Raw genomic sequence first — 24,058 nt, forward strand, 5'->3', positions numbered from 1 at the left:
CGCCCGGGTTGCGGTGCAGCATAGGGGCGGTGGGTCAGTAGGCGCGCGCCTCCTGCCGCCGCGCCGGGGCAGCGGCGCCGCGCGCCTCGGCCGCCGCATCGTGCAGCGCCTGGACGTAGTCGGCCGCGACCTCGGCGTGCAGGGGGTTGAGGTGCAGGTGGATGCCCTCGGGCTCCGCCTGGCGGGACACCAGCCAGCCGCGCCGCTCCAGCCCCTCGGCGATGGCGGCGATGGGCAGGGCGGGGTCCAGGCTGCGATAGACCAGGATGGCGTGGGTGCCCGGCAGCGCCTCCAGCCCGGGGATGGCGGCGATGCCGGCGGCGATCTCCGCCCGCGCGGCCATGATCTGCGCGGCGCAGCGGCGGTAGCCCTGCATCCCCAGGTGGCGCATCACCGCCCAGGCGCCGGCCACCGCCCCGCCGGGCCGGGTGCCCTGGGCGGTGTGGGCGGCGTAGAGGCCGCGCGCCCAGGCGCGGCTTTCGAAGCGGTGGAAGCGGCGCAGCGCCTCGTCTCGCACCAGCAGCAGCGAGGCGCCCTTGGGCGCCATGCCGTGCTTGTGGATGTCGGCGCTGATGCTGGTGACGCCCGCATGAGCGGCGAAGTCCCAGGCGGGCAGCCCGTCGAGGAAGGGGTTGAGGAAACCGCCGACGCAGGCATCCACGTGCAGCCACGTCCCGCGCGCCTGGGCCAGCGCGCCGAGTTCCGCCACCGGGTCCACCGTGCCGAACGGGTAGCAGGGGGCGGAGGCGACCAGCGCCACGGTGCGCGCATCCATCGCCGCCGCCATGGCCGGCACGTCGGCCACGCGGTCGGCATTCACCGGCACGCGGCGCGGCTCCAGGCCCAGGTACCAGCAGGCGCGGTCGAAGGTGAGGTGGGCGGTGTCCGGCAGCACGACGTTGCCGCCCGCGATGCCGGCCTTCTCCCGCGCCGCGAGCATGGCGAGGAAGATGCTCTCGCTGCCGCCGGAGGTGAAGGTGCCGCCGGCGCCCTCGGGCGCGCGCAGCAGGTGCAGGCCCATCCCCACCACCTCGCCCTCCAGCCGCGCCAGCGAGGGGAAGGCGCGCTGGCCGAGGTTGTTCTCCGTCCAGAAGCGCCGATAGGCCTCCTGGCCCACGCGCTCGGTTTCCTCGTCCAGCCAGTAGAAGAACACCGCCATGCGGCCGCGCCGCCAGGAGACGTCGCGCGCCTTCGCCGCGTCCAGCGCGGCGCTGAGGGCGGGCCAGGATTCGCCCTGCTCGGGGATTGGCATGCGGTCTTTCCTCCCAACGGCGTTTCCGCCACACCATCACGCGACAGGCGCGGGAGGCAACCGATGATGCTGGGCATGGTGGGTCTGGGGCGGATGGGCGCGAACCTGCTGCGCCGGGCCATGGCGGCAGGCATCGGCGGCGCCGGCTTCGACCGTGACGCCGCCGCCGTCGCCGCCCTGGTGGCCGAGGGCGCGCGCGGCGCGGATTCGCTGCCCGCCCTGGTGGCGCTGCTGCCCGCCCCGCGCACCGTCTGGGTGATGCTGCCGGCCGGCGAGATCACCGAGGCGGCGCTGCGCGAGCTTCATGCCCTGCTGGCACCCGGCGACACGATCATCGAGGGCGGCAACTCGCTGTACAAGGACAGCGCGCGCCGCGCCGCCGAGGCCGCGGCGAAGGGGCTGCGTTACCTGGATGTCGGCACCTCCGGCGGCGTCTGGGGCCTGCAGCGCGGCTATTGCCTGATGATCGGCGGCGAGGACGCGGCGGTGCGCGACCACGACGCGCTGTGGCGCGCCCTGGCCCCCGGCGAGGCCGCCGCGCCGCCCACGCCGGGCGCGGCGGGCGATGGCCGTGCGGCGCAGGGCTACGTGCATTGCGGGCCTTCGGGCGCCGGGCACTACGCCAAGATGGTGCATAACGGCATCGAGTACGGGATGATGCAGGCCGTGGCCGAGGGGTTGGACCTGCTGCGCCGCGGCCCCTTCCCGGCGATGCCGCTGCCGGAGGTGACGGAGGCGTGGCGGCGCGGCTCCGTCGTCTCCTCCTGGCTGCTGGACCTCACGGCCCAGGCCCTGGCGGCCGACCCGGAGCTGAAGGAATACGGCGGCGTGGTGAGCGACAGCGGCGAGGGCCGCTGGACGGTGGACGCGGCGGTGGAGCACGCCGTGCCCGCACCCGTGCTGGCGGCGGCGCTGTTCGCCCGCTTCCGCTCGCGCGGGGTGGAGAACTTCGCCGACAAGGCGCTGAGCGCGATGCGCAAGGGCTTCGGCGGGCACCTGGAGCCGAAGGCGCCGGATGCCTGAGGTCTCGCGCCCCCAGGGGCGGGGCGTGCGCTCCGCGCGCCTGGCTGGCGCCGCGCCACGGCTGCGCGGGCGGGTGGGCGGCGGGCTGCGCCGTGCGCGGCCGGGGCGCCGGCTGACCGTGTCCTCGCGCCCGCAGGTGCCGCGCGCGCGCCGCCCGGATGCCGCCCGTGTCTGAACCCCTCCACCTGCTCGTCATGGGCGTCTCCGGCTCCGGCAAGTCCACCCTCGGCGCGCTGCTGGCGGAGCGGCTGGGCCTGCCCTTCGCCGATGCCGACGCCTTCCACCCGCCGGCCAACATCGCGAAGATGTCCGCCGGCATCGCGCTCACCGACGCCGACCGCTGGCCCTGGCTGGACGCGCTGGGCGAATGGCTGGCGGCGCGGCAGGGCGGCGGCGTCGTCGCCTGCTCGGCGCTGAAGCGCGCCTACCGGGACCGGCTGCGCGCCCACGCGCCGGGGCTGCGCATCGTCCACCCGCATGGCGAATTGCCGCTCATCGCCGCCCGACAGGCGGCGCGCGAGGGCCATTTCATGCCGCCCAGCCTGATGGCCAGCCAGTACGCCACGCTGGAGCCGCCCGCGCCGGAGGAAGCCGCCCTGGTGCTGGACGTGGCCCAGCCGCCCGCGGCGCTGGCCGCCCGTGCCGCCGAATGGGCGCGCGGCGCGTTGCCGGGGGCATGAAGCCGCTGCTCCTCGCCGCCCTGGCGGCCCTCGCCGGCTGCGCCCCCGTGGTGGTGGTGCAGCCCTTCGCCTTCGACATCCCGCTCTGCGACGGGCGGTTCCAGGTGGCCAACCTGTCCGGCGCCACCCTGCGCCGGCTGGACGCCTGGCCGCCGGGGGGCGACCTGCTGGGCGCCACCCAGACCTTGCCGCCCGGCACGGAGGCGACGGTGGCCGCCCCGCCGCGCCCGCTGCGGGTGCAGGCCACGCTGGGCGACGGCCGGGTGCTGCGCCTGGATGGCTTCGACCCCTGCCGCGCCGCCCTGCTGCGGGTGGAGGATGCCGGGCTACGCCCCCAATAGGCCGGGGTTCACCATCATCGCCGGGTCGGGCCGGCCGTCCAGCACGTCCAGGATGTTCTGCGCGGCGATGCGCGCCATCCGCGCCAGCCCTTCCTCCGTGCTCGCAGCCAGGTGGGGCGAGAGGATGACGTTGGGCAGGCCGAACAGCGGGTGGTCGCGCGGCGGCGGCTCCACCTCCAGCACGTCGCTGCCATAGCCCATGACGCGCCCGGCGCGCAGCGCATCGGCCAGGGCGGCCTCGTCCACCACCGGGCCGCGGGCGGTGTTCACCAGCACCGTGCCGGGCTTCATGGCGGCGAAGGCGGCGGCGTCCAGCAGGTGGCGCGTCTCGGGGCGCAGGGGGCAATGCAGCGTCACCACGTCGCATTCCGCCAGCGCGGCGTGCAGGCCGCGCGCCGGCACCATGCCGTCGGCGGCCAGCCGCGCGGGGGTATAGGCGGGGTCCAGCACCAGCACGCGCATGCCGAAGGCCTGGCACAGCCGCGCCACGCGGGTGCCGATGCGCCCGTAGCCCACCACCAGCACGCTGCGCCCGGCGAGGTCCGCCATCGCCAGCTTCCCGCCCTTGCCCAGATCCTCCGGCCACCAGCCGCCGGACTTCACGCGCGCGTCGAACTGCACCGCGCGGCGGGCGATGGCGAGCATCAGCATCATCGCGTGCTCGGCCACGCTGAGGTCGTTGGAGCCGTTGGCGACCATCACCGCCACGCCGCGCGCGGTGCAGGCCGGCACGTCCACGCTGTCGAACCCCACGCCGTAGCGGGCGCAGACGCGCAGCTTCGGCGCGGCGTCCAGCGCCGCCTGGTCCATGCGCTCCAGCCAGCACAGCACGGCGTCGGCATCCTTCAGCGCGGCGTGGAACTGCGGCGGCGGCGGGTCGTGCAGGGTGGTCAGGGTGATGTCGGCGCGGGCTTCCAGCAGCGCGCGCCCGGCCGGGTGCAGGTCGCGGCAGAGCAGGACGTGATGGCTCATTCGCTGATTCTCTCGATGCGGTTCTGCTCCACCACCTGGCGCCAGCGCGCGACCTCGGAGCGCACGTGCCCGGCGAAGCGTTCCGGCGGGCCGCCCTCGGGCCGCGCGCCCAGGTCGCGCAGGCGGCGCTGCACCTCGGGGTCGTTGTTCGCCTCGTTCAGCAGGGCGTTGAGGCGGGCGACGATGTGCGGCGGCGTGCCGCGCGGCGCCATGTAGCCGAACCAGGGCTCGATCACGCTGTCCGCCATGCCGGCTTCCGTCAGCGTCGGCACCTCGGGCAGGGCGGGGTCGCGCCCGCGGCCGCTGACGGCCAGGGCGCGCAACTGCCCGGCGCGGATGGCGCCGATCAGGGTGGGCGTGTTCTCGAAGAACATCTGCGTGGCGCCCTGCATCACCGCCTGCATGGCGGGCGCGCCGCCGCGGAACGGCACGTGCTGCATGGACAGGCCCAGGCGCCCGTTCATGAACTCGCCCAGCAGGTGGTTGGAGGCGCCGAAGCCGGAGGAGGAGAAGTTGACCCGGTTCCCCTCGCGCCGCGCCCATTCCACGAACTGCGCGAAGTCCCGCGCCGGGTGGTCGACGCGCACCACCAGCGCGTTCATCACGCTGCCCGACCAGAAGACCGGCACCACATCCGTGGCGATGTCGAAGGGCATGCGCGCGTAGATGGAGGGGTTGATGGCGCAATTGCCGATGGTGCAGGCGCCCAGCGTCAGCCCATCCGGCGCCGACTGCGCCACCGCCGCCATGCCGATGTTGCCGTTGGCGCCCGAGCGGTTCTCCACCACCCATTTCTGCGGCAGGTCGCGGCTCGCGCGCTCGGCGAAGATGCGGGCGATCAGGTCGGTGGCGCCGCCGGGCGGGAAGGGGACGATGATCCGCACCGGGCGGTCGGGCGTCCAGTCCTGGGCGGCGGCCGGGTGGATGGCCGCGGCGAGCAGGCACAGCAGCGCGAGGGTGGCGCGGCGCATCGGGTTTCCTCCGGGTGTCGTTGGGGGGATGGTGGCGGGGGCGGCCGGGCCTGTCCATCGCCCGCTTGCGCCGCCGCGGCGCCGCCGTTAGTCTGCCCCGCATGGCCGAGCGCGCTGCACATTCCGTGCCGTCCGCCGGGGTGCTGCCCCGGGCGCTGGCGCTCGCCCTCCTTCCGCTTCGACTTCTCCGCCCCCGGGCGTGACGCGCTGCCGCGTGCGCGGCCTGCTCCACCCGGGGGATGACGGCGGAAACCCATCAAGGCGCGGAGCGCACCCATGAGCATCACCCACCCCTCCTTCGGCCGCATCGCCGACGACCGCATCATCATCTTCGACACCACGCTGCGCGACGGCGAGCAGTCGCCCGGCTTCTCGATGAACCTGAACGAGAAGCTGCGCATGGCCGAGGCCCTGGCCGAGCTGGGCGTGGACGTGATGGAGGCCGGCTTCCCCATTGCCTCGCCCGGCGACTTCGAGAGCGTCGAGAGCATCGCCAGGCGGTTCAGCAAGGACGGCCCGGTGGTCTGCGGCCTGGCCCGCACCGCGCCCGCCGACATCCAGCGCGCCGCCGAGGCCATCCGCCCGGCCGCGCGCAAGCGCATCCACACCTTCGTCTCCACCTCGCCGCTGCACATGCGCGTGAAGCTGCGCATGGAGCCCGAGGAGGTGCTGGCCCTGGTCACCGCCTCCGTCACCATGGCGCGCAACGCCACCGACGACGTGGAGTGGTCCGCCGAGGACGGCACGCGCACGGAGATGGAGTTCCTGTGCCGCTGCGTGGAGGCCGCCATCAAGGCCGGCGCCACCACCATCAACATCCCCGACACCGTGGGCTACGCGGTGCCGGAGGACATGGCGCGCATCTTCACCACCCTGCGCGAGCGCGTGCCGGGCGCCGATGGCGTCATCTTCTCCACCCACAACCACAACGACCTCGGCCTGGCGGTGGCCAACACCCTGGCCGCCATCCGCGCCGGCGCCCGGCAGGTGGAGTGCACCATCAACGGCATCGGCGAGCGCGCCGGCAATGCCAGCCTGGAGGAAGCGGTGATGGCGCTGCGCACCCGCGCCGACGCCATCCCCACCACCAACAACATCGTCACCACCAAGCTGCTGAAGATCTCCAAGCTGCTGGCCGCCACCACCGGCTTCGACGTGCAGCCCAACAAGGCCATCGTCGGCCGCAACGCCTTCGCGCATGAATCCGGCATCCACCAGGACGGCATGCTGAAGGACAGCTCCACCTACGAGATCATGACGCCCGAGAGCGTGGGCTGGACCAGCACCTCGCTGGTGCTGGGCAAGCACAGCGGCCGCGCCGCCTTCCGCGACCGGCTGAAGTCCCTGGGCTACGAGGTCGGCGACAACCAGCTGAACGACGCCTTCAAGCGCTTCAAGGACCTCGCTGACCGCAAGAAGGTGGTCTACGACGAGGACATCGCCGCCCTGGTGGATGACGAGGTGCTGCGCGCCGATGACCGCATCACCCTGGCGGGGCTGAACGTCTCCACCGGCATCGGCACCAAGCCGATGGCGACCGTCAGCCTGGAGGTGGACGGCGTGCGCCACGACGGCATGGCCATCGGCGACGGCGCGGTGGACGCCACCTTCAACGCCATCCGCGCCGCCTGGCCGCACGAGATCGCGCTGAAGCTCTACGCCGTGCAGAGCATCACCGGCGGCACCGACGCCCAGGCCCGCGTGACCGTGCGCTTCGAGGAGAACGGCAAGCTGGTGGACGGGCAGGCGGCGGAGACCTGCACCATCGTCGCCTCGGCGCGCGCCTACGTCACGGCGCTGAACAAGCTGCTGGTGAAGCGCGAGCGCACGGCGCCGCCGGCGGTGCTGAAGGCGGGGTGAGGGAAGGGGGGCGTCAGCCGGCTTCGTCGCCATAGGCGAAGCCGCGCAGCCCCTCGGCGTCGAGCAGGCGGATGCGGTTGTAGCCGCAGGCGATCCAGCCCTGCGCCTCGAAGGCGGCCAGCTTGCGCCCGACATGGTGGCGGGACAGGTTGGCCATCTCGCCGAGCTGGCGGTGGGTCAGCCAGAAGCCCTGTGGGTCGTCCGGCGTCACCTCCCCCAGCCCGAGCACCCGCAGCAGCACCGAGGCGAGCCGCCGGCCGGCATCGGGCGTCAGCAGGTCGCGCGCGATCCAGGCGCCCAGCCGGCTGGTGAACTCGCCGAGCTGGGCGACGCGGATGGCGACCTCCGGGTCCTCGCGCATCAGCGGCGCCAGCCGCGCGCGCGGCACGCAGAGCAGCCGCGCCGGCTCCAGCACGCGGTAGGTCAGCTCCTGCCTCCCGCCCGCCACCGCGGCCTTCAGCCCGAACCAGTCGCCGCTGCGCATGACGTGGCCCAGCAGCGCGGTCTGGCGCCGGTGCCCGCCCTCCGTGCCCACGGCACCCGAGACGATGCCGTAGAGCGCGGCGGAGTCGTCATCCATGCGGACCAGGCACTGCCCCGGCTCCGCCTCCAGCGGCACCGCCGCGCCGACCAGCAGCGCGCGGAAGGCCGGCGGCTGCTCCGACAGCCAGCCGCGCGCGGCGAACACGGCCTCCAGCCGGGCGGCGGCGGCGCGGGGCGCATTCGGTCGGGCCATCGGCGGGATTGCTACTTCGCGCAACATCGCCCTGGCAACTCCCTGCTAACGCGCGCCCAAACGGCATCGAGGGGCAAGCGACATGCGGCGAATCCTGGCATTGGGCCTGTTTGGGGCCCTGGCGGCAATGCCCGCCCGCGCGCAGGCGCCGGTGGGCGCCGATGACTTCCGCGCCGGCACGGCGGGGGCGCTGGCCCGGCTGTGCGCCGCGGGCGAGGCCGATCCGGCGCGTGACCTGGCGCACGGCTTCTGCCACGGGCAGCTCGCCGCCGTCGCGCAGCTGCATGGCGCGCTGACCCGCGCCGACGGCCCCTTCCGCCCCTTCTACTGCCCGCCGCCCGAGGCGCCGCGCATGGCCGATGTCGCGGCCCGCTTCGCCGCCTGGGCCGCCGCCGAACCCCGGCGCGGCGCCGAAGCCGCGGTGGACGGGCTGCTGCGCTTCGCCGCCGAGACCTACCCTTGCGCCACGCGCGGCGGCCGCCGGTGAGAAGGACGCACCCCATGACCCACCGCACCCTCCGCGCCGGCCTGCTGGCGCTCGTCCTCGCGGGCGGCGGCTGCGCCGCGCCCTACAGCGATTCCGGCCGCGGCGCCGCCACGGGGGCCGTCATCGGCGGCCTGGGCGGGGCGGCCATCGGCTCGATCTCCGGCGATGCCGGCTGGGGGGCGGCCATCGGCGCCGGGGTGGGCGCGCTGGGCGGCTACGCCGCCGGCCGCGCGCGCGAGGAGCGGCGCGAGGCCTATTGGCGCGGCCACCGCCACGGCCGCCGCGGCTGGTAGCACCCCACCACCCCCATCACCCAACCGGAGACTGCACCATGACCTTCCCCATCGGCCGCCGCCTGGCGCTGGGCGCCGGCGCCGCGCTGCCCCTGCTGGCCATCGCCCCGCGCCAGGCGCAGGCGTGCTCGCGCGCGCTGTGGAACTGGCCCGGCCTGGGCGTCTTCATCGGCCGCAACATGGACTGGTTCGAGGACACGGAGAGCAACGCCTGGATCCTGCCGCGCGGCATGGAGCGCGACGGCGGCGCCGCGGTGAACCCGCTGCGCTGGACCAGCCGCTACGGCAGCACCGTCCTCACCGTCTATGACAACACGATGGTGGATGGCGTGAACGAGGCCGGGCTGGCCGGGCACCTGCTCTACCTGCCCGAGGCCTCGACCGGCCCGCGCGACCCCGCCAAGCCCGGGCTGAGCATCGGCCAGTGGCTGACCTGGTACCTCGACACCTGCGCCACCGTCGCCGAGGCGGTGGAGCGCACCCGCGCCGAGCCGTTCCAGATCCGCATGGCGGTGGAGCCCAACAGCGGCAAGCCCGGCACCATCCACCTCGCGCTCAACGACCGCAGCGGCGGCAGCGCCATCCTGGAATGCGTGAACGGGCGCATCAGCGTCTACCATGACCGCCGCTACGTGGTGATGACCAACCAGCCCACCTACGACAAGCAACTGGAGAACCTGCGCCGCTTCCAGGGCTTCGGCGGCACCGACCCCCTGCCGGGCACGCATGAGGCCGCCGACCGCTTCGTCCGCGCCGCCTACTACGTCACCCACCTGCCCACCCCGCGCTCGCAGCGCGAAGCGGTGGCGGCCATCATGAGCGTGATGCGCAACGTCTCCGCGCCCTTCGGCGTGGCCGACCCGGCGCGGCCCAACATCTCCACCACCATCTGGCGCAGCGTCATCAGCCTGGAGCAGCGCACGATGTATTTCGACGGCGTCTACAGCGCCAACGTGTTCTGGATGAACTTCGGCCAGTTCGACCACGCCCCGGCCGCGGGGGTGCGGAAGCTGGCCATCGCCGGGAACTACGACCTGACCGGCGATGTCAGCAACCGCTTCGCGCCGGCCGCGATGTTCAGGCCGCTGCCGTCGAACGAGTGAAGGGCAGGGGCGCCACCCCTGCACCCCGCCAGGACCCCGCCTCGACTACGCCAGCGTCGTCAAGTCCTGGAACCAGTGCTGCGCCTGGGTGTAGCCGCGCACCCCGCGCCCCAGGGCGCGCGGGTTGGTGTCGTGCACCACGAACACCCACAGCGCCTCGTTCACCGCCTTCTCGTGCGCGCGGCGCATCAGCGCGTCCTGCTCGGCCACGTCGAAGCTCTGCATCGCGCGGTCCAGGATCGCGTCCATCTCGGCGTCGCGGTAATGCGCGAAGTTCACCCCCACCGGCGCGATCTGGTTGGAGTGGAAGAAGCGGATGAAGGCGTAGAGCGGGTCGCTCGTGAGATACGCCACGTTGTTGGCGGTGATGTTGCCCGCGCGCGCGATCTCGCCCAGCGCGCCCTGGCGCCAGCAGGTGTAGAGCACCTCCAGCTCCACCACCTGGAAATCCACCTGGATGCCGACCTCGCGCCAGGCGGCCTGCACGTACTCGTTCATCGGCATCGAGAGCATTTGCCCCGACCCGCCCGAGGGCACGATGAAGCGGGTGCGCAGCGGGTTGCGCGGGGAGAACCCCGCCTCGGCCAGCAGGCGCCGCGCCTCCGCCGGGTCGTGGCGGATCTGGAACTCGGGCCGGCCGAACCAGGGCGAGGACGGGTCCACCACGCCGACCGCCGGCTTGCCCAGGCCGCCGAGCAGCGCCACCACCTCGTCGCGGTTGATGGCGAGGTTGGCGGCGCGGCGCAGCCGGATGTCGCGCCAGGGCGAACCCTCGACCAAGGAGAGGTGGTAGTTCCACACGTGCGGCGTCACGTTCTCCATGACGCGCGCGCCGGACTGGCGCAGCCGCGGCACCAGGTCGGGCGCCGGGCTCTCGATGAGGTCGAGTTGGCCGGCGATCAGCGCGTTGGTGCGCGTGGTGGTCTCGGGCGCCACCACCAGCACCACGCGGTCCACCTTGGGCATGCGCGCGGGGTTCCAATAGGCGGTGTTGCGCACCAGCTCCGCGCGCTCGCGCGGGACCAGGCGGGCCAGGCGGAAGGGGCCGGTGCCGCTGGGCTCAACCGCGAAGCGGTCCCACGAACGCCCCAGCCGCTCATACTGCGCGGGCGAGGAAACCAGGAACCACAGCATCTGGTAGGGGAAGAAGCTGTCCACCGCCTTGGTGGTCACCTCCACCGTCATCTCGTCCAGCTTGCGCCAGGAGGCGACGGAGGGCAGGCGCGGCCGCACCTGGGCGGCCTGGCGGTTGTCGAAATGCGGCGCCTGCGGGTTCAGCACCTTGTCGAAGTTCCACACCACGGCGTCGGCGTTGAAGGCGCTGCCGTCATGGAAGAGGACGCCGGGGCGCAGGCGGAACACCCACTTGGTGCGGTCCGCCGGATTGGCCTCCCAGGAGGTGGCGAGGCCGGGAACCAGCTTCCCGGGCCGGTCGGCCACGTCCATCTCCCAGGCCACCAGCGGGTCGTACAGGGTGTGGCCGGTGAATTGGTAGGCGCCGGCGCCGCGGTCGGGCTGGCCGGTGGTCTGCGGCATGTCGGCCATGGAGATGCCGTAGCGCAGCACGCGCTCACTGCCTTGAGTCTGGGCAAACGCCTGACCGTCGGTGTAGGAAAGCGGCAGACTGGCCATTCCTGCGGCACCCAAGGCGGCCAGCAAGTCGCGGCGATTCAAGGAATCAGCGGTCATTCGGTGTCCCACCCGGCATGAGGATGCCGGGTGGGTTGCAAGTGCCGTGCCGTCAGAAGGCGAACCGCGTCCCCACCAACAGCGACCGCCCCGGCACCTGGAAGCCGTTGACCGGCTCCCACTTCGAGCCGCCCAGGTTCCGTCCCTCGGCGAAGGCGGTGACCTGGGGGGTGATGCGCCAGGAAGCGGTGAGGTTCAGCACCACCCCCGCCTTGTTCGCCCGCGGCGAGGCGCGGCTGGTGCCGGCATCATTGTAGGAGGCGAAGGCCCCCTCCGGGCTGCGGCCGGTGAACAGCAGCGTCGGCGCGAGGACCAGGCCGGGCAGCGGTTCGGCGCGGGCGGTCAGCGTCACCACGTGCTCGGGGCGGCGCGGCAGCGGGCGGCCGGTCACGTCGTCGCGCGCGTCGGTGATGGTCCAGGCGGCCTGGGTGGACAGCCAGGCGGCCGGGCGCAGCGCCAGCGCCAGCTCCGCGCCCTTGATCGCCGCGCGGTCCACGTTCACCAGCGTGTTGAAGCCGGCGTTGAAGTTGACCAGGTCCTCCACCCGGCTCTGGAAGAAGGTGGCGCCCAGCGTGGCGAAGTCGGCGCGGCCGAAGCCTGGCACGTCCAGCTCCGCGCCCAGCTCGTAGCCCAGGCTGCGCTCGGGCTTCAGCCCGGGGTTGCCGCGGAAGCTGGTGCCGATGGCGCCGAAGCGCTGGTACAGCGAGGGCGCGTTGAAGCCGCTGCCGCCCGCCGCGCGCAGCCGCATGTTCACCTCTGGCCAGTGCAGCACGGCGCCCAGCCGCCAGGTGGTGTCGTCGAAGCGGCCGATGCTGTCGTGCCGCCCGCCGGCCGAGAGATCCAGCCGGTGCCACACGCGGTACTGCACGGCGGCGTGGCCGGCGGTGCCGTCCTGCCTGGCGTCCACCCGGGTCTGGAAGGGCAGGCTGCCGGCCAGGCTGCGCGCCTCCTCATGGAAATGCGTGATGCCGAAGGTGGCCTGGCCGTCGCTGAGGGCGCCGAAGCCGGGCAGGCGCACGGCATTGCCCCAGTCCAGCGTGGTGCGCTCGCCACGGTAGCGGTCGGTGCCGGCGGCGGCGGAAAGCTGGTCGGGCAGGTTCTGGTACCAGCGGCGGTCGCTGGTGAAGGCCAGCCGCAGGCCGGTGGTCCAGGCGCCGCCGAGCAGCGTGGCCTCGCCGCGCAGCTGGCCCTGCCAGCGGCGGTCCTCGCCGGTGAAGTTGGGGTCGTCGCGCGGCACGGAGTCCAGCCCGGCGCGGTTCTCCCGCCAACGGACCAGCCCTTCGACGCGCATCCCCTCCGTCGGGGCCCAGCCGAGGCGGGCGGTGGCGGCGGCGGCGCGCAGCCCGTCGCGCTCATTCAAGCTGCGGGTGAAGCGGTCGGCGGTGGCGTTGAAGCCCTTTGTGGACAGCGAATTGGCGCTCCACAGGTAGTCGAAGCGCCCGACCGTGCCGGTGGCGCCGGCGCCGGCGCGCAGCGTGCGCTGGGTGCCGCCGGCCAGTTCGCCATAGGGCTGGAAGGCGCGGTCGGGCGCGGCGCGGCGCGTCACCAGGTTCACCACGCCGCCGATCGCCGAGGCGCCGTAGAGCGAGGAGGCCGGGCCGCGCAGCACCTCGATGCGCTCCACGTCGAACAGCATCTCGTTGCCGAAGTTGAAGGCGCCGTTGGGCTCGGAAGGGTCGTTCAGCGGCACGCCGTCCAGCAGCACCAGCGTGGAGCGCGAGGAATTGCCGCGCAGGAAGACGCTGGCCTGCTGGCCGGGCCCGCCGGCCTGCGCCAGCCGCAGCCCGGGCACGATCTGCAGGGCCTCGGCCAGCGTGGCGAGGCCGCGCTCCTCGATCTCGGCGCGCGTGATGACGGTGATGCCGGCCGGCACGCGCTCCAGCGCCGTGGGCGCGCGGGTGGCGGTGACGACGGTGTCGGGAATGGCGGTCTGCGCGAAGGCAGGGCCGCCGGCCAGGATGGCGGCGGTGGCGAGCAGGACAGGGCGCATCGGGGGATCCTCCGGGCTGCGCGTGACGTCGAGCCCCGGGCGGATGGGCGGCCCGTGGCGGCTGGCGTCATGTCCGCAACCGGACCCCATGGGTCCGTGGCGCCGGTGCACCCCGCCCGGCACGCGCGAAGACAACTCTGCGCCGGCCGGTCTCCTGGCTCGCGGGTCGCTGCCACCGGCCGCCTTCTCACGCCGCGCGGGCGCAATGGCATCTGGCCGGCGGCTCGCCGCCTACAGTTGCGGGGGCAGCGGCGGATTGGGCGGGTGTTCCCCGCCGTCGCGCCTTCCCGTTTCACCCCTCCTCGGGGCACCGTCGCATGGGCGGAAGGGTTACCGGCAAAAAGAAAGGCCGCCAACCCAGGGGGCGGCGGCCAAGTCATACAGGGAGGCTTCACGTCTGGGAGACGTGGGACCCGAAGGCCCCGCCGGCGCCGAAGCGCCGATGCCCCGCAACATAATGTCCCGGCCGTCATGCAGAAGGCGCAATCCTTCGCATCACCCATGCCGGGCGCGCATGATGGCTACGCCTGCTGCCCGGCCAGCTCCTGCACCAGGAAGTCGCGGAACACCGAGACGCGCTTGGAGGCGCGCATCTCCTCCGGATACACGAAGTAGGCGTTGATCTTGGGCGCCTTCAGCTCGGGCAGCACGGTGAGCAGCCCTTCCAGCTCGGGGCCCATGTAGTCGGGCATGGCGGCCAGGCCGAGGCCGGACTTCACCGCCCCCAGCATGCCGGACAGCGAGTTGCATTCCAGCGTGCCGCGGCGGCCCTGGCCGGGCTTGCGCCCCACCTCGGCCAGCCAGTTGATCTCCTCCACCGGCGGGCGGTAGTCGCCCCAGACGATCAGGCGGTGGGCGTCCAGCTCCTCCGGCCGCTGCGGGATGCCGGCGCGCTTCAGGTAGTCCTGGTGGCCGACGATGCGCCAGCCGAAGGTGGCGACGTGGCGCTGGATCAGGTCCGGCTGGCGCGGCGGGTGCATGCGGATGGCCACGTCGGCCTCGCGCATCGCCAAGTCCAGGTCGGCGTCGTCCAGGATCACCGAGACGTTGATCTCCGGGAACATCTCCAGGAAGCGATGGAGGCGCGGCGCCAGCCAGGAGGAGCCGAAGCCGGTGGTGGTGGTCACCTTCAGCCGGCCGGCCGGGCGCTCGCGCCCCTCGGTCAGCAGGGCCTCGGTCATCGCCAGCTTGGCGAAGACCTCCCGCACGGTGCGGTTCAGCGTCTCGCCCGCCTCCGTGAGGATCAGGCCGCGGGCGTGCCGGTGGAACAGCGGCACGCTCAGCGCCTCCTCCAGCGCCTGGATCTGGCGCGAGACGGCGGATTGCGACAGCGCCAGCGTCTCGCCGGCATGGGTGAAGGAGCCCGCTTCCGCCACGGCGTGGAAGACGCGCAGCTTGTCCCAGTCGAGCGGCATCACGCGGCCCTCTCCTTGCTGGTCTCGGTGCCGTAGCTGGCGGGGCTGGGGGCGCCGGCGGCGCGGTGCGCCAGCCACTTCTCGGCGTCCAGCGCGGCCATGCAGCCGGTGCCGGCGGCGGTCACCGCCTGGCGGTACACCTTGTCCGCCACGTCGCCCGCGGCGAAGACCCCGGGCACGGAGGTGCGGGTGGAGCCGGCCTCCACCGCGATGTAGCCGCCCGCGTCCATCGCCAGCTGGCCGGCGAACACCGCGGTGGCCGGCGCGTGGCCGATGGCGACGAAGACGCCGTCCACCGGCAGCTCCCGCCGCTCGCCGGTCAGGGCGTCGCGCAGGGCCAGGGCGCGGGCCACCGGGCGGGGCGCCTCGGTGCCCAGCATGGCCTCCGTCACCTGGTTCCACAGCACGGTGACGTTGGGGCGGGCGAACAGGCGCTGCTGGAGGATCTTCTCCGCCCGGAAGCTGTCGCGCCGGTGCACCACGGTGACGTGGCGCGCCAGGTTGGACAGGTACAGCGCCTCCTCCACCGCCGAGTTGCCGCCGCCGATCACCGCCACGTCCTTGCCGCGGAAGAAGAAGCCGTCGCAGGTGGCGCAGGCGGAGACGCCGAAGCCGGACAGCTCCTTCTCGCCCGGGATGCCCAGCCACTTGGCCTGGGCGCCGGTGGCGATGACCACCGCCTCGGCCGCGTACGCGTCGCCGGAGTCGCAATGGGCCAGGAAGGGCTCCCCATCGAATTCCACGCGGGTGACGAGGTCGTGCACGATGCGGGTGCCCACGTGCTCGGCCTGGGCGCGCATCTGCTCCATCAGCCAGGGGCCCTGCACCGCCTCGGCGAAGCCGGGGTAGTTCTCCACGTCGGTGGTGATGGTCAGCTGGCCGCCGGGCTGCATCCCGGCCACCAGCACCGGCCGCAGCCCGGCGCGCGCCGCGTAGATGGCGGCCGTGTAGCCGGCGGGGCCGGCCCCGATGATGAGGAGGCGGGTCGGGTGTGGGTCGGGCACGGCTGAATCCGGGCGTTGTCTCGCGTTGCGTGCATATCTGCCCATCCAGCCATGCGGAACAACCCCGGACCTTGCCATTTGCCAACTCCGCAATGATATTGCGCGGCATGCCTGACAGCAGCAAGGAACCTGCCGCCCGCGCCCGGGGCGACCTGGACGCGATTGACATGCGGATCCTGGCGGAGCTGCAGGCGGACGGGCGCATCACCAACGTGGAGCTGGCGCAGCGCGTCGGCCTCTCGGCGCCGCCCTGCCTGCGCCGGGTGCGCCGGCTGGAGGAGGCGGGGGTGCTGCGCGGCTACCACGCCGACATCGAGCCGGCGGCGCTGGGCTTCGAGGTGACCTTCTTCGCCGTGGTCGGGCTGGAATCGCAGAAGCAGGCGGTGCTGGACGCCTTCGAGGCCGAGGCCACCGCCTGGCCCGAGGTGCGGGAGTGCCACATGATCCGCGGCGGCGGCGACTTCCTGCTGCGGCTGGTGGCGCGCGACACCGCGCACGAGAACGAGCTGACCGCGCGCCTCACCGCCTCGCCCCACGTGCTGCGGGTGCAGACGCTGCAGACCATCCGCACCGGCAAGTTCGCCGCGGGCGTGCCGGTGGGCTGAGGCCGCGGCGCCGCGCATCAGGGCGCCTGCATGATCTCGTACAGCTCGTCCTCGACGATGCGCGCGGCCAGGGTGCCGTAGCCGGGGGCGGGCGGCATGGCCGGGTCGTTGGAGGGGCGGGCGCGCATGCCCCAGGCGGTGCTCCAGGAATTGCGCAGCAGGAAGTGCCCGCCGGCCGCCTCGTTCGCGTCGGGGCGGAAGCCCAGCACGCAGGCGGCGTGCCCGCCGGCCGGCACGAAGTCGGGGTCGCGTGGCAGCACCTTGCCGAAGGCCCAGCCCTGCGGGCTGCGCCAGGTGTCCTGCCCCGGCGGCGCCTCGGGGTCGCGCCACACGGCGCAGGTGATGGCGCAGGGGGCGGCCCGCGCGGCGGCGTGCAGCGCCGCGGCCACGAAGGGGAAGCGCGGCGCGTTCCCGCCCGGGTCCCAGGCGGGGGCGTCGGCGCGCAGCGCCCCCTGCCACAGCGCCGGGGGCGGGTCGGCCGCGCGGGGCATGGTGTCGGGCCATTCGGCGTGGCGCAGGATGCCGGGCTGGTGCAGCGCCGCGCGCGCCGCCAGCAGCTTGGTGCCGCCGGCGCCCAGCGGCCGGCCCAGCGCCCGCAGCGCCGCCACCAGCGACAGCGGCGACAGCCGCGGCGGCGGCGGGCCCAGCCGGAATTCCAGCATCGCCGCCACGGCGAAGGGCACGCAATCCGGCTCGTTCCCCTGGTCGCGCACCGGCCAGCCGGCGCGGGCCAGCGCGCCCAGGTGGTCGAAGGCCGGGGGGTCGCGCAGCGGGGCGCGGCCGGGCCAGTCCGCCGGCGCGGCGCCGCCCGCGGGGGGCGGCGGCGCCTCGTCCAGCGCCTGGGCGGGGGCGGTGGGCAGGTCCAGCAGTTCCGGGCTCACCAGCCCTTCCAGCGTCCGCAGCAGATCCTCCCGCCGCACGCCGCGCCGCTTGCGCACGGAAGGGCTGATGGCCAGCAGGGAGTAGAGGGCGTCATAGTCCTCCAGCCCGGCGTCCATCACCCAGTCGCGCTCCTCCTGGCGCAGGCCCAGCCGCGGCGCGGCGTCCTCCAGGAAGCCGCGCGTGCTCACGGGGTGGCGAGCGGGACGGCGTCGAAGGCCATCCCGGCCCATTCGGCCTTCGCCTGCTCCAGCAGCGCCTCGCCGGCGGCCGAGGCCACCACCAGCGGCGCCAGGGCGTCGGCCAGGGTGCGGCCGCAATCGCTGTCGGAGGGGAAGTGCAGGCCGGCGATTTCCCGGTTCTCGGCGATGCGGTCCGCCAGGTCCAGCAGGGCGTGGGTGACGAAGGGGTGGTCGTCCTCCAGCCCCAGCGCGCCCTGCAGCAGCCGGGCGCAGAGCCGGGCCTGCAAGGCGTGGTTGGACGGGAAGGAGGCATGCGGCGGGGTGGGCAGCACCGGCATCAGCGCCGGGTAGAGGTGCGCGGGGCGCGGCCGCTGGTGGTGCCATTTCCAGTGCATGCCCGCCGCCTGCCCGACCACGATGCCGGTGGCGACCAGCGCGCAGGTGGCCGGGCGCGCCGCCGGGTCGGCGGCCAGCAGGTTCAGGAACGGCCCGTCCAGCGCCACCGACTGCGCCAGGATCTCGCCCAGCCGGGTGGCGCGGAGCTTGCTGGCCAGGTCCATCAGGTGGCGCAGCTCCCCGCGCAGCGTCGCGGCATCGGCCGGCGGGTCGGGGCAGGCCAGGTCGCGCCACTCGCCCGACAGGCCGGCCAGCACCACCTGGGCGCGCAGCTCCGGCGCCCAGGCGGCGGTGGGGAAGGGCTGGGGGGAGAGGGCGGGCAGCTTGTCGGGGGCGGGCGTCAGCGTGGCGCCGTCGGCCAGCCGCGCCAGCCCGGCATAGCCGCCGTTGTAGCCGCCATTGTACCCCCCGTTGTAGCCGCCGTTGTAGCCGCCGTTGCCGGCCAGGAACCCGCTCATCGTCGCTCTCCCTCCTTTCGCGCCGTCATGGCGGCAGGCCCGCCGCCAGCCAGCGCCGCGCCAGCGCCTCGCGCGCCGCCGGGTTCCGCCCCGCGTGGCGGGCGATGGCCGCGCCGACGCGGAAGCCGCCATCCACCGCCATCGCCTCCCGCGCCACCTCCCGCGCCGCTGATTCCCGGCCCAGCCCGGCCAGGGCGGCGGCGGTCAGCCGCAGGTTGGAGGCGTAGCGCCCATGCGCCCGGCGCGAGGACAGGCCCCATTCCGCGGCCTCCTCCAGCTCCCCGGCCTCGTAGTGGGCGATGGCCATGAAGTGGTGGGCGCGGAAGGCCAGCGGGTCCTCGGGCGACAGGGCCAGGGCGCGGCGGGCGCGGTGCAGCGCCTCCCCGTGGCGGCCCAGCCAGGAATGGGTGGGCACGGACCACATCCAGGCCTCGGGGTCGTTGGGGGCGGCCTCCAGCGCGCGCTCGAACAGGGGCAGCGCCTTCTCGTGGGCGCGGCGCAGCATGGCGCGGTTGTGCCCGGCCAGGGCCAGGGCGCGCGGGTTGGCGGAATCCAGCGCCAGGGCGGCCGCCGCCGCTTCCTCCAGCCCGGCCAGGTCGGCGGCGGGGTCGTCGCTCCAGCTCTGGCCCAGGCGCAGGCTGTGCCAGTCGGCCAGGGCGGCGTGGGCGGGCGGGAAGCCGGGATCCAGCGCCACCGCGCGCCGCAGCAGCGCGCCGCCGGCCTCGAAGGCCTCGTGCTCCAGCCGGAACACCAGGGCGCGCGCCTCCAGCAGCAGGTGATAGGCGGCGGGGTCGCCCGGGGCGGGGCGGGCGCGCAGCCGGCGCAGCTCCGCCTCCTCCACCCGCGGGGCCAGGCCGTGGGCGATGACGCCGGCCACCTCCTCCTCCAGTTCCAGGCCGGGCCCCGCCGGCAGGTCCCAGTTGCGGCGCCAGGCCACGGCGGCGGTCGCGGCCTCGGCCAGCTCCAGCGACAGGCGCAGCCCGCCCGGGTGCGGCCGCAGCTGGCCCGACACGATCCAGCCCGCCCCCAGCCGGCGGCCGATGGACGGCAGGTCCGCCTCCGCGCCGCCCAGGGCGCGGGTGGAGTTGGCGGAGATCACCACCGGCTCCCGCCGGGCCGCCAGCGCGCCGACCACGCCGTCCACCACCCCTTCGGCGAACAGCGCCAGGGCGGGGTCGGGCACCGGCAGGCGCAGCGGCAGCACCGCCACCACCGGCACGCCGCGCGGCAGGGCCGGCGCCGGGGGCGGCGCTTCCAGCAGGTAGCCGCGGCGCGGCAGGGTCTTCAGGCGCCAGGCCTCCGGGCCCAGGGCGCGGCGCAGCTCCACCACGCATTGGGTGATGCTGTCATCCGTCACGTGCAGCCCGCCCCAGATGGCGTCCAGGATGGCGTCGCGCGTCACCGGGCGGCCCGCCTCCTCCAGCAGCAGCAGCAGCAGCGCGCGGGTCTTGGGGCGCAGGGGCACGTCGCGGCCGCCATGGCTCAGCAGGCCGCGGCCGGGGTCCAGCACGCAGCCGCCGATCGTCACCGCGAGGCTCCCCGACGCCATGCCCGGCCGGCCCATCCAGGATTGTCGAACGGTGAATCTACCATGGGTGCGCCGCATCATGCACGGCCCGTGCGCCCCCGCGCGGGCCATTCGCGGCTTTCGGAAAAACTTCGCCTCCGCTTCGGGACGCCCAGGCGCCCGCAGTGAAAGCCTGGGCATGGGGTGCAGGACAGGAGCGACGACGATGCGCAACCATCTGCAAGCCGTGCTGCTGCTGGGCGGTGTGGCCGCGGCCGCCCAGTTCCCGACCGCCGCTGCCCGCGCCGACGAGCTGCTGCACCTGCCCGCGGCGGGCGGCGTGGCCCTGCTGGCCTCCGCCGCGCCCGGCGCGCCGCTGGTGCTGCTGCTGCCCGATGCCGCCGGCGAGGACGGCCGCGCCGCGCCCTATGCCGACGCGCTGGCGCTGCGTGGCTTCGCCGTGCTCACCCTGGGGCTGGACGAGGAGCACGCCCCCGATGCCGCCACGGTGCGCGCCGCCCTGGCCTGGGCGGTGGCGCACGGGCACCGCCCGGCCGGGCTGGTGGGCTGGGGCGCGGGGGCGGGGCCGGCGCTGTCGGCCGGGCTGCCGGGGGTGGCGATGTATCCGGGCTGCGCCGCGCTGGCCGGCGCCTCCGGCCCCGCCCTGGCGCTGCGCCCGCATGACGCGCCGCGCTGCGCCGCCTCCTGGGTGGAGCAGCGCTTCCTGCTGGGCGCCGGCCATGGCTGGGACGTGCCGGGCGACTTCTGGCCGATGGGCGGCGTGCTGCTGCCCGACCCCGAGGGCGGCCCGCGCCTGCGCGCCGCCCCCGACCCCGGCCTGACGGAGCGCGTCGCCACCGCCGTGGCGGACTGGCTGGTGGTCCAGCTGGCGGAGCTGCCGTGACCGCGGCCGTGCAGGCCCTGCCGCTGCGCGCGACGGAGGATTGGGGCAGCGTGGCGGGGGCCTTCCTGCTGACCCTGGTCGGCTTCGGCGCCATCTATTCCACCGGCGCCTTCGCCGGGCCGGTCGCCGCCGGGCTGGGCCTGCCGCGCGGGGTGGTGGAGGCGGTGTACGCCATCAACGGCGGCAGCTGCTTCCTGGTCAGTGCCCTGAGCGGCCCGCTGGCCGACCGCATGGACGTGCGGCGGCTGACCGGGGCGGGGGCGTCGCTGGTGGCGGCGGGGCTGGCGCTGGCGGCGCTGTGGCCGGGCCTGCCCGGGCTGTTCCTGGGCTACGGGCTGCTGGTGGGGCTGGGGGCGGGCTGCGCCTACATCCCGGCCATGGTGGCGGTGCAGCGCGGCTTCACCCAGCGGCGCGGCTTGGCCTCGGGACTCGCGGTCAGCGGGGCGGGGGTGGGCACGGCGGCCGCCCCGCAGCTCGCCGCGCTGCCCTTGCCGTGGGAGGGCGCGCTGCTGCTGGCGGCGCTGGCGGCGCTGCCGCTGGGGCTGCTGGGGGCGTCGCTGCTGCGGCCGTGGCACGGCCCGGCGCCGGCCAGGGCCGCGGCAGCGCCGCCCGGCGCCTTGCCGCGCGGCCTGCTGCCTTGCTTCGCCGGCGTGCTGCTGGTGTCGGTGCCGGTTTCGGTGCCGCACGCGCTGCTGGTGGGCACCGCGCTGGACCGCGGGGTGCCGATGGCCGCGGCGGTGGAGCTGCTGGGCGTGGTGGGGCTGGGCACGCTGCTGGGCCGCTTCCTGCTGGGGCCGCTGGCCGACCGGCTGGGGCGGGCAGGCGTCTTCCTGGCCTGCTGCGCGTGCAGCGCCCTGTCCCTGCCCTTCTGGGCGGCGGCGGAGGACTGGACGCGGCTGGCCGTCTTCGCCCTGGCCTTCGGCGCGGCGCAGGGCGGCTTCGTGGCGCTGCTGCCGGCCTTCCTGGCCGACCGCTTCGGCCTGGCGGGGCTGGGGCGGGTGATGGGGCTGACCTTCGCCAGCCGGGGCATCGCCATGCTGGCGGCGCCGCCGCTGGTGGCGCTGGGCTTCGCCGGCTGGCCCGGCATGGCGGCGGCCACGGCGCTGGCGGCGGGCTGCGGCCTGGCCGGGGCGGCGCTGCTGGCGGCGGTGGCGGCGCCCAGCCGGGCGCGGTGACCGCGGGTGCCCGGCGCCGTGCCGCAGCCGTCCGCGGGGCGCGTGGCGGCCCCCTGTCCGCCGCGCCGCATCCGTGTCCGGCGCGCGGCGCCCCGGCTTTCAGCCGCGCCGCATCCGCCGATTGCGCGCGGCGCCCCGGCTTTCAACCGCGCCGCATCTGCCGATTGCGTGCGGCGCCCCGGCCTTCAGCCGCGCCGCATCCGCCGATTGCGCGCGGCGCCCCGGCCTTTAGCCGCGCCGCATCCGCCGATTGCGTGCGGCGCCCCGGCCTTCAGCCGCGCCGCACGACGTAGTCCCCCGCCTCCAGCGCCGCGACGATGGCGTCGGCCTGGGTGCGGTCGCGCACCTCGATCATCAGCTCCAGCTCCGCCGTCTGCACGGAGGGCGCGGCGAAAAGCCGCTGGTGGCTGACCTCGATCACGTTGCCGCCGGCATCAGCCACGCGGGTGGCGATGTCGGCCAGCACGCCGGGCCGGTCGGGGATGTCCAGGTGCAGGCGCAGCAGGCGGCCGTCGCGCAGCAGGTTGCGCAGCAGCACGTTGGACAGGATGCGCGGGTCGATGTTGCCGCCGCAGACGGGCGTCGCCACCCGCTTCCCGGCGAAGCGCTCGGGGAAGGTCAGCACCGCCGCCAGGCCCGCCGCGCCGGCGCCCTCGCTCACCACCTTCGCGCCCTCGGCCAGCAGGGCGATGGCCTGCTCCACCGCGCGCTCGGCCACCACCAGCACCTCCACCCCCAGTCGCCCCAGCAGGGCGAAGGGCAGTTCGCCCACGTCGCGCACGGCGATGCCCTCGGCGATGGTGGGACCGCCGACGGCCACCGGGCGGCCGGCCAGGCGCTGCGCCATGGCCGGATAGCCCTCGACCTCCACGCCGAACACCGGCAGGCCGGGGCGCAGCGCGGCGGCGGCGACGGCGCAGCCGGCCACCAGCCCGCCGCCGCCGGTGGGCAGGATCAGCGCGTCCAGCGCGCCGGCTTCCTCCAGGATCTCCAGCGCCATGGTGCCCTGGCCGGCCAGCACGCCGGGGTCGTCATAGGGGTGGATGAAGGTCAGGCCGCCTTCGCGCGCCAGGGCGTGGGCATGGGCGGCGGCCTCGGCCAGCGTGGCGCCGTGCAGCACCACGCGGGCGCCGAAGCCCTCCGTGCGCAGCACCTTGGTGGCGGGGGTGAAGCGCGGCATGACGATGGTGGCCGCCACCCCCATCAGCGTGGCGTGCCGCGCCACCGCCTGGGCATGGTTGCCGGCCGACATGGCGATGACGCCGGCCTCGCGCTCGCGGGCCGACAGCAAGGCCAGGCGGTTGGCCGCGCCGCGCTCCTTGAAGGCGCCCGTGGCCTGCAGGTTGTCGAGCTTCAGCAGCACGGTGGCGCCCGCCGCGCGCGAGACGGCGGGGCTCTCGATCAGCGGGGTGCGCAGCACGCGCCCGGCGATGCGGCCGGCGGCCGCCTGGATGTCCGCCAGCGTGACCGGCATGGTGTGCAACCCCTTCCTCGGATGGAGGGGTTCCTAGAGCACGATCCGCCTTGATGGAATCATCAAGGCGGTGAATCGTCCTCTCAGCAAAGGCTGGATCGCGCTCCAGACCCTGGGGGTGTTCAGGTGAAGGAGACCTTGGTGATCTCCACCGAGCGCGCGCCGCCCGGCGCCGGCACCTCCACCGTCTGGCCCACCTTCTTGTTCATCAGCGCCCTGGCCAGCGGTGAGGTGAGGGAGATGGAGTGCGTCTTCATGTCGGCCTCGTGCTGGCCGACGATGCGGTAGGTCTGCTCCTTCTCCGTCTCCTCGTCCAGGATGGTGACGCGGGCGCCGAAGCGCACCTCGTCGCCGCTGAACTTGGAGACGTCCACCACCTCGACGGAGGGGATCACGGATTCCAGCTCGCCGATGCGGCCCTCGATGAAGGATTGCCGCTCGCGCGCCGCGTGGTACTCGGCGTTCTCCGACAGGTCGCCATGGGCGCGCGCCTCGGCGATGGCGGCGATGATGGCCGGGCGCTCCTCGCCCTTGAGGTGCCGCAACTCCTCTTCCAGCCTGGCCAGGCCCTCGGCGGTCATCGGGAACTTCTGCAAGGCTCGGTCCTTCGCGCATCTTTCCCGCCGGGCGGACGGCCCGCTGAACACACGCCGGCGGTGGGG

23 protein-coding genes and 1 riboswitch are annotated in these 24,058 nt (G+C 74.7%); of the genes, 10 read left to right on the forward strand and 13 right to left on the reverse strand.

Translation table 11 applies throughout. The annotated features are described in order from the left end of the window. Window positions 1-34: 34 nt before the first annotated feature. On the reverse strand, window positions 35-1,252 hold the full coding sequence (locus tag ACI6QG_RS08435; RefSeq protein WP_407024148.1) for a pyridoxal phosphate-dependent decarboxylase family protein: 1,218 nt from the start codon (window positions 1,250-1,252) through the stop codon (window positions 35-37). Window positions 1,253-1,315: 63 nt separating this feature from the next. Between ACI6QG_RS08435 and gnd the strand changes: the two genes are divergently transcribed. The 3 genes from gnd to ACI6QG_RS08450 all read left to right on the forward strand — a co-directional run bounded on the left by gnd (window position 1,316) and on the right by ACI6QG_RS08450 (window position 3,296). Further along, window positions 1,316-2,275, forward strand: coding sequence for a phosphogluconate dehydrogenase (NAD(+)-dependent, decarboxylating) (gnd, locus tag ACI6QG_RS08440; protein ID WP_407024149.1), 960 nt, complete (start codon window positions 1,316-1,318; stop codon window positions 2,273-2,275). A 167-nt stretch (window positions 2,276-2,442) separates the two neighbouring features. Further along, window positions 2,443-2,955, forward strand: a complete 513-nt coding sequence (locus tag ACI6QG_RS08445; protein WP_491630722.1) for a gluconokinase — start codon at window positions 2,443-2,445, stop codon at window positions 2,953-2,955. After that, the gene (locus tag ACI6QG_RS08450) at window positions 2,952-3,296 is read left to right on the forward strand and encodes a hypothetical protein (RefSeq protein ID WP_407024151.1); all 345 of its coding nucleotides are present in this window, start codon (window positions 2,952-2,954) and stop codon (window positions 3,294-3,296) included. The genes ACI6QG_RS08445 and ACI6QG_RS08450 overlap by 4 nt, the downstream gene beginning before the upstream one ends. Here the strand turns inward: ACI6QG_RS08450 and ACI6QG_RS08455 are convergent. Together ACI6QG_RS08455 and ACI6QG_RS08460 are read right to left on the reverse strand one after the other, a co-directional pair. Continuing rightward, complete coding sequence (locus ACI6QG_RS08455) at window positions 3,282-4,268, reverse strand: hydroxyacid dehydrogenase (RefSeq protein WP_407024152.1); 987 nt, start codon at window positions 4,266-4,268, stop codon at window positions 3,282-3,284. The two genes, ACI6QG_RS08450 and ACI6QG_RS08455, sit on opposite strands and share 15 nt — an antisense overlap. Then, window positions 4,265-5,239 carry a Bug family tripartite tricarboxylate transporter substrate binding protein gene (locus ACI6QG_RS08460; RefSeq protein WP_407024153.1) on the reverse strand — a complete coding sequence of 325 codons (975 nt, stop codon included), beginning with the start codon at window positions 5,237-5,239 and terminating at the stop codon, window positions 4,265-4,267. The genes ACI6QG_RS08455 and ACI6QG_RS08460 overlap by 4 nt, the downstream gene beginning before the upstream one ends. 276 nt (window positions 5,240-5,515) lie before the next feature. On the opposite strand from ACI6QG_RS08460, the gene ACI6QG_RS08465 reads away from it, so the two are divergent. Next, window positions 5,516-7,099: a 2-isopropylmalate synthase gene (locus tag ACI6QG_RS08465; RefSeq protein WP_407024154.1), complete on the forward strand. Its 1,584-nt coding sequence runs from the start codon at window positions 5,516-5,518 to the stop codon at window positions 7,097-7,099. 13 nt (window positions 7,100-7,112) lie between these two features. On the opposite strand, the gene ACI6QG_RS08470 is transcribed toward ACI6QG_RS08465, so the two are convergent. Then, window positions 7,113-7,835 (reverse strand): Crp/Fnr family transcriptional regulator, encoded by a 723-nt coding sequence (locus ACI6QG_RS08470; protein WP_407024155.1) that lies wholly within the window; start codon window positions 7,833-7,835, stop codon window positions 7,113-7,115. A 127-nt stretch (window positions 7,836-7,962) separates the two neighbouring features. Here ACI6QG_RS08470 and ACI6QG_RS08475 point away from each other — a divergent pair, with 127 nt between their 5' ends. The 3 genes from ACI6QG_RS08475 to ACI6QG_RS08485 are packed head-to-tail and all read left to right on the forward strand — an operon-like array spanning window position 7,963 to window position 9,718. Further along, complete coding sequence (locus ACI6QG_RS08475) at window positions 7,963-8,322, forward strand: Rap1a/Tai family immunity protein (RefSeq protein WP_407024156.1); 360 nt, start codon at window positions 7,963-7,965, stop codon at window positions 8,320-8,322. 14 nt (window positions 8,323-8,336) lie between these two features. Continuing rightward, window positions 8,337-8,615 carry a YMGG-like glycine zipper-containing protein gene (locus tag ACI6QG_RS08480; RefSeq protein ID WP_407024157.1) on the forward strand — a complete coding sequence of 93 codons (279 nt, stop codon included), beginning with the start codon at window positions 8,337-8,339 and terminating at the stop codon, window positions 8,613-8,615. A gap of 38 nt (window positions 8,616-8,653) precedes the next feature. Further along, the gene (locus ACI6QG_RS08485; RefSeq protein ID WP_407024158.1) at window positions 8,654-9,718 is read left to right on the forward strand and encodes a linear amide C-N hydrolase; all 1,065 of its coding nucleotides are present in this window, start codon (window positions 8,654-8,656) and stop codon (window positions 9,716-9,718) included. 45 nt (window positions 9,719-9,763) lie between these two features. On the opposite strand, the gene ACI6QG_RS08490 is transcribed toward ACI6QG_RS08485, so the two are convergent. From ACI6QG_RS08490 to trxB, 4 genes are all read right to left on the reverse strand, one after another. Beyond that, the gene (locus ACI6QG_RS08490; protein ID WP_407024159.1) at window positions 9,764-11,284 is read right to left on the reverse strand and encodes an ABC transporter substrate-binding protein; all 1,521 of its coding nucleotides are present in this window, start codon (window positions 11,282-11,284) and stop codon (window positions 9,764-9,766) included. A gap of 175 nt (window positions 11,285-11,459) precedes the next feature. Next, window positions 11,460-13,397, reverse strand: coding sequence for a TonB-dependent receptor plug domain-containing protein (locus ACI6QG_RS08495; RefSeq protein WP_407024160.1), 1,938 nt, complete (start codon window positions 13,395-13,397; stop codon window positions 11,460-11,462). A 127-nt stretch (window positions 13,398-13,524) separates the two neighbouring features. Next, a riboswitch (cobalamin riboswitch) is annotated at window positions 13,525-13,727 on the reverse strand. A 191-nt stretch (window positions 13,728-13,918) separates the two neighbouring features. After that, complete coding sequence (locus ACI6QG_RS08500; protein WP_407024278.1) at window positions 13,919-14,812, reverse strand: LysR family transcriptional regulator; 894 nt, start codon at window positions 14,810-14,812, stop codon at window positions 13,919-13,921. Then, window positions 14,812-15,861: a thioredoxin-disulfide reductase gene (trxB, locus tag ACI6QG_RS08505; RefSeq protein WP_491630723.1), complete on the reverse strand. Its 1,050-nt coding sequence runs from the start codon at window positions 15,859-15,861 to the stop codon at window positions 14,812-14,814. Before trxB ends, ACI6QG_RS08500 begins: the two co-directional genes overlap by 1 nt. Before the next feature lie 62 nt (window positions 15,862-15,923). Between trxB and ACI6QG_RS08510 the strand changes: the two genes are divergently transcribed. Beyond that, window positions 15,924-16,421, forward strand: coding sequence for an Lrp/AsnC family transcriptional regulator (locus ACI6QG_RS08510; protein ID WP_407024162.1), 498 nt, complete (start codon window positions 15,924-15,926; stop codon window positions 16,419-16,421). Window positions 16,422-16,438: 17 nt separating this feature from the next. Here the strand turns inward: ACI6QG_RS08510 and ACI6QG_RS08515 are convergent, their stop codons facing one another. Genes ACI6QG_RS08515 through ACI6QG_RS08525 form a run of 3 tightly spaced genes read right to left on the reverse strand, consistent with a single transcriptional unit; the run spans window position 16,439 to window position 19,864 of the window. After that, entirely contained in the window at window positions 16,439-17,491 is a 1,053-nt protein-coding gene (locus ACI6QG_RS08515; protein WP_407024163.1) for a hypothetical protein, read from the reverse strand. Beyond that, on the reverse strand, window positions 17,488-18,336 hold the full coding sequence (locus ACI6QG_RS08520; RefSeq protein WP_407024164.1) for a phosphatase PAP2 family protein: 849 nt from the start codon (window positions 18,334-18,336) through the stop codon (window positions 17,488-17,490). Before ACI6QG_RS08520 ends, ACI6QG_RS08515 begins: the two co-directional genes overlap by 4 nt. Window positions 18,337-18,361: 25 nt before the next feature. Continuing rightward, complete coding sequence (locus tag ACI6QG_RS08525; protein WP_407024165.1) at window positions 18,362-19,864, reverse strand: winged helix-turn-helix domain-containing protein; 1,503 nt, start codon at window positions 19,862-19,864, stop codon at window positions 18,362-18,364. A gap of 205 nt (window positions 19,865-20,069) precedes the next feature. On the opposite strand from ACI6QG_RS08525, the gene ACI6QG_RS08530 reads away from it, so the two are divergent. Next, a complete protein-coding gene (locus ACI6QG_RS08530) occupies window positions 20,070-20,747 on the forward strand; it encodes an alpha/beta fold hydrolase (RefSeq protein ID WP_407024166.1) in 678 nt (225 codons plus the stop codon). Next, a complete protein-coding gene (locus tag ACI6QG_RS08535; RefSeq protein ID WP_407024167.1) occupies window positions 20,744-21,922 on the forward strand; it encodes an MFS transporter in 1,179 nt (392 codons plus the stop codon). Before ACI6QG_RS08530 ends, ACI6QG_RS08535 begins: the two co-directional genes overlap by 4 nt. A gap of 271 nt (window positions 21,923-22,193) precedes the next feature. Here the strand turns inward: ACI6QG_RS08535 and ACI6QG_RS08540 are convergent, their stop codons facing one another. After that, window positions 22,194-23,396: a threonine ammonia-lyase gene (locus ACI6QG_RS08540; protein WP_407024168.1), complete on the reverse strand. Its 1,203-nt coding sequence runs from the start codon at window positions 23,394-23,396 to the stop codon at window positions 22,194-22,196. A 122-nt stretch (window positions 23,397-23,518) separates the two neighbouring features. Then, entirely contained in the window at window positions 23,519-23,992 is a 474-nt protein-coding gene (gene greA, locus ACI6QG_RS08545; RefSeq protein WP_407024169.1) for a transcription elongation factor GreA, read from the reverse strand. Between the last annotated feature and the right edge of the window lie 66 nt (window positions 23,993-24,058).

It is taken from the genome of Sabulicella flocculans, assembly GCF_045449635.1.
Lineage (GTDB): Bacteria > Pseudomonadota > Alphaproteobacteria > Acetobacterales > Acetobacteraceae > Roseococcus.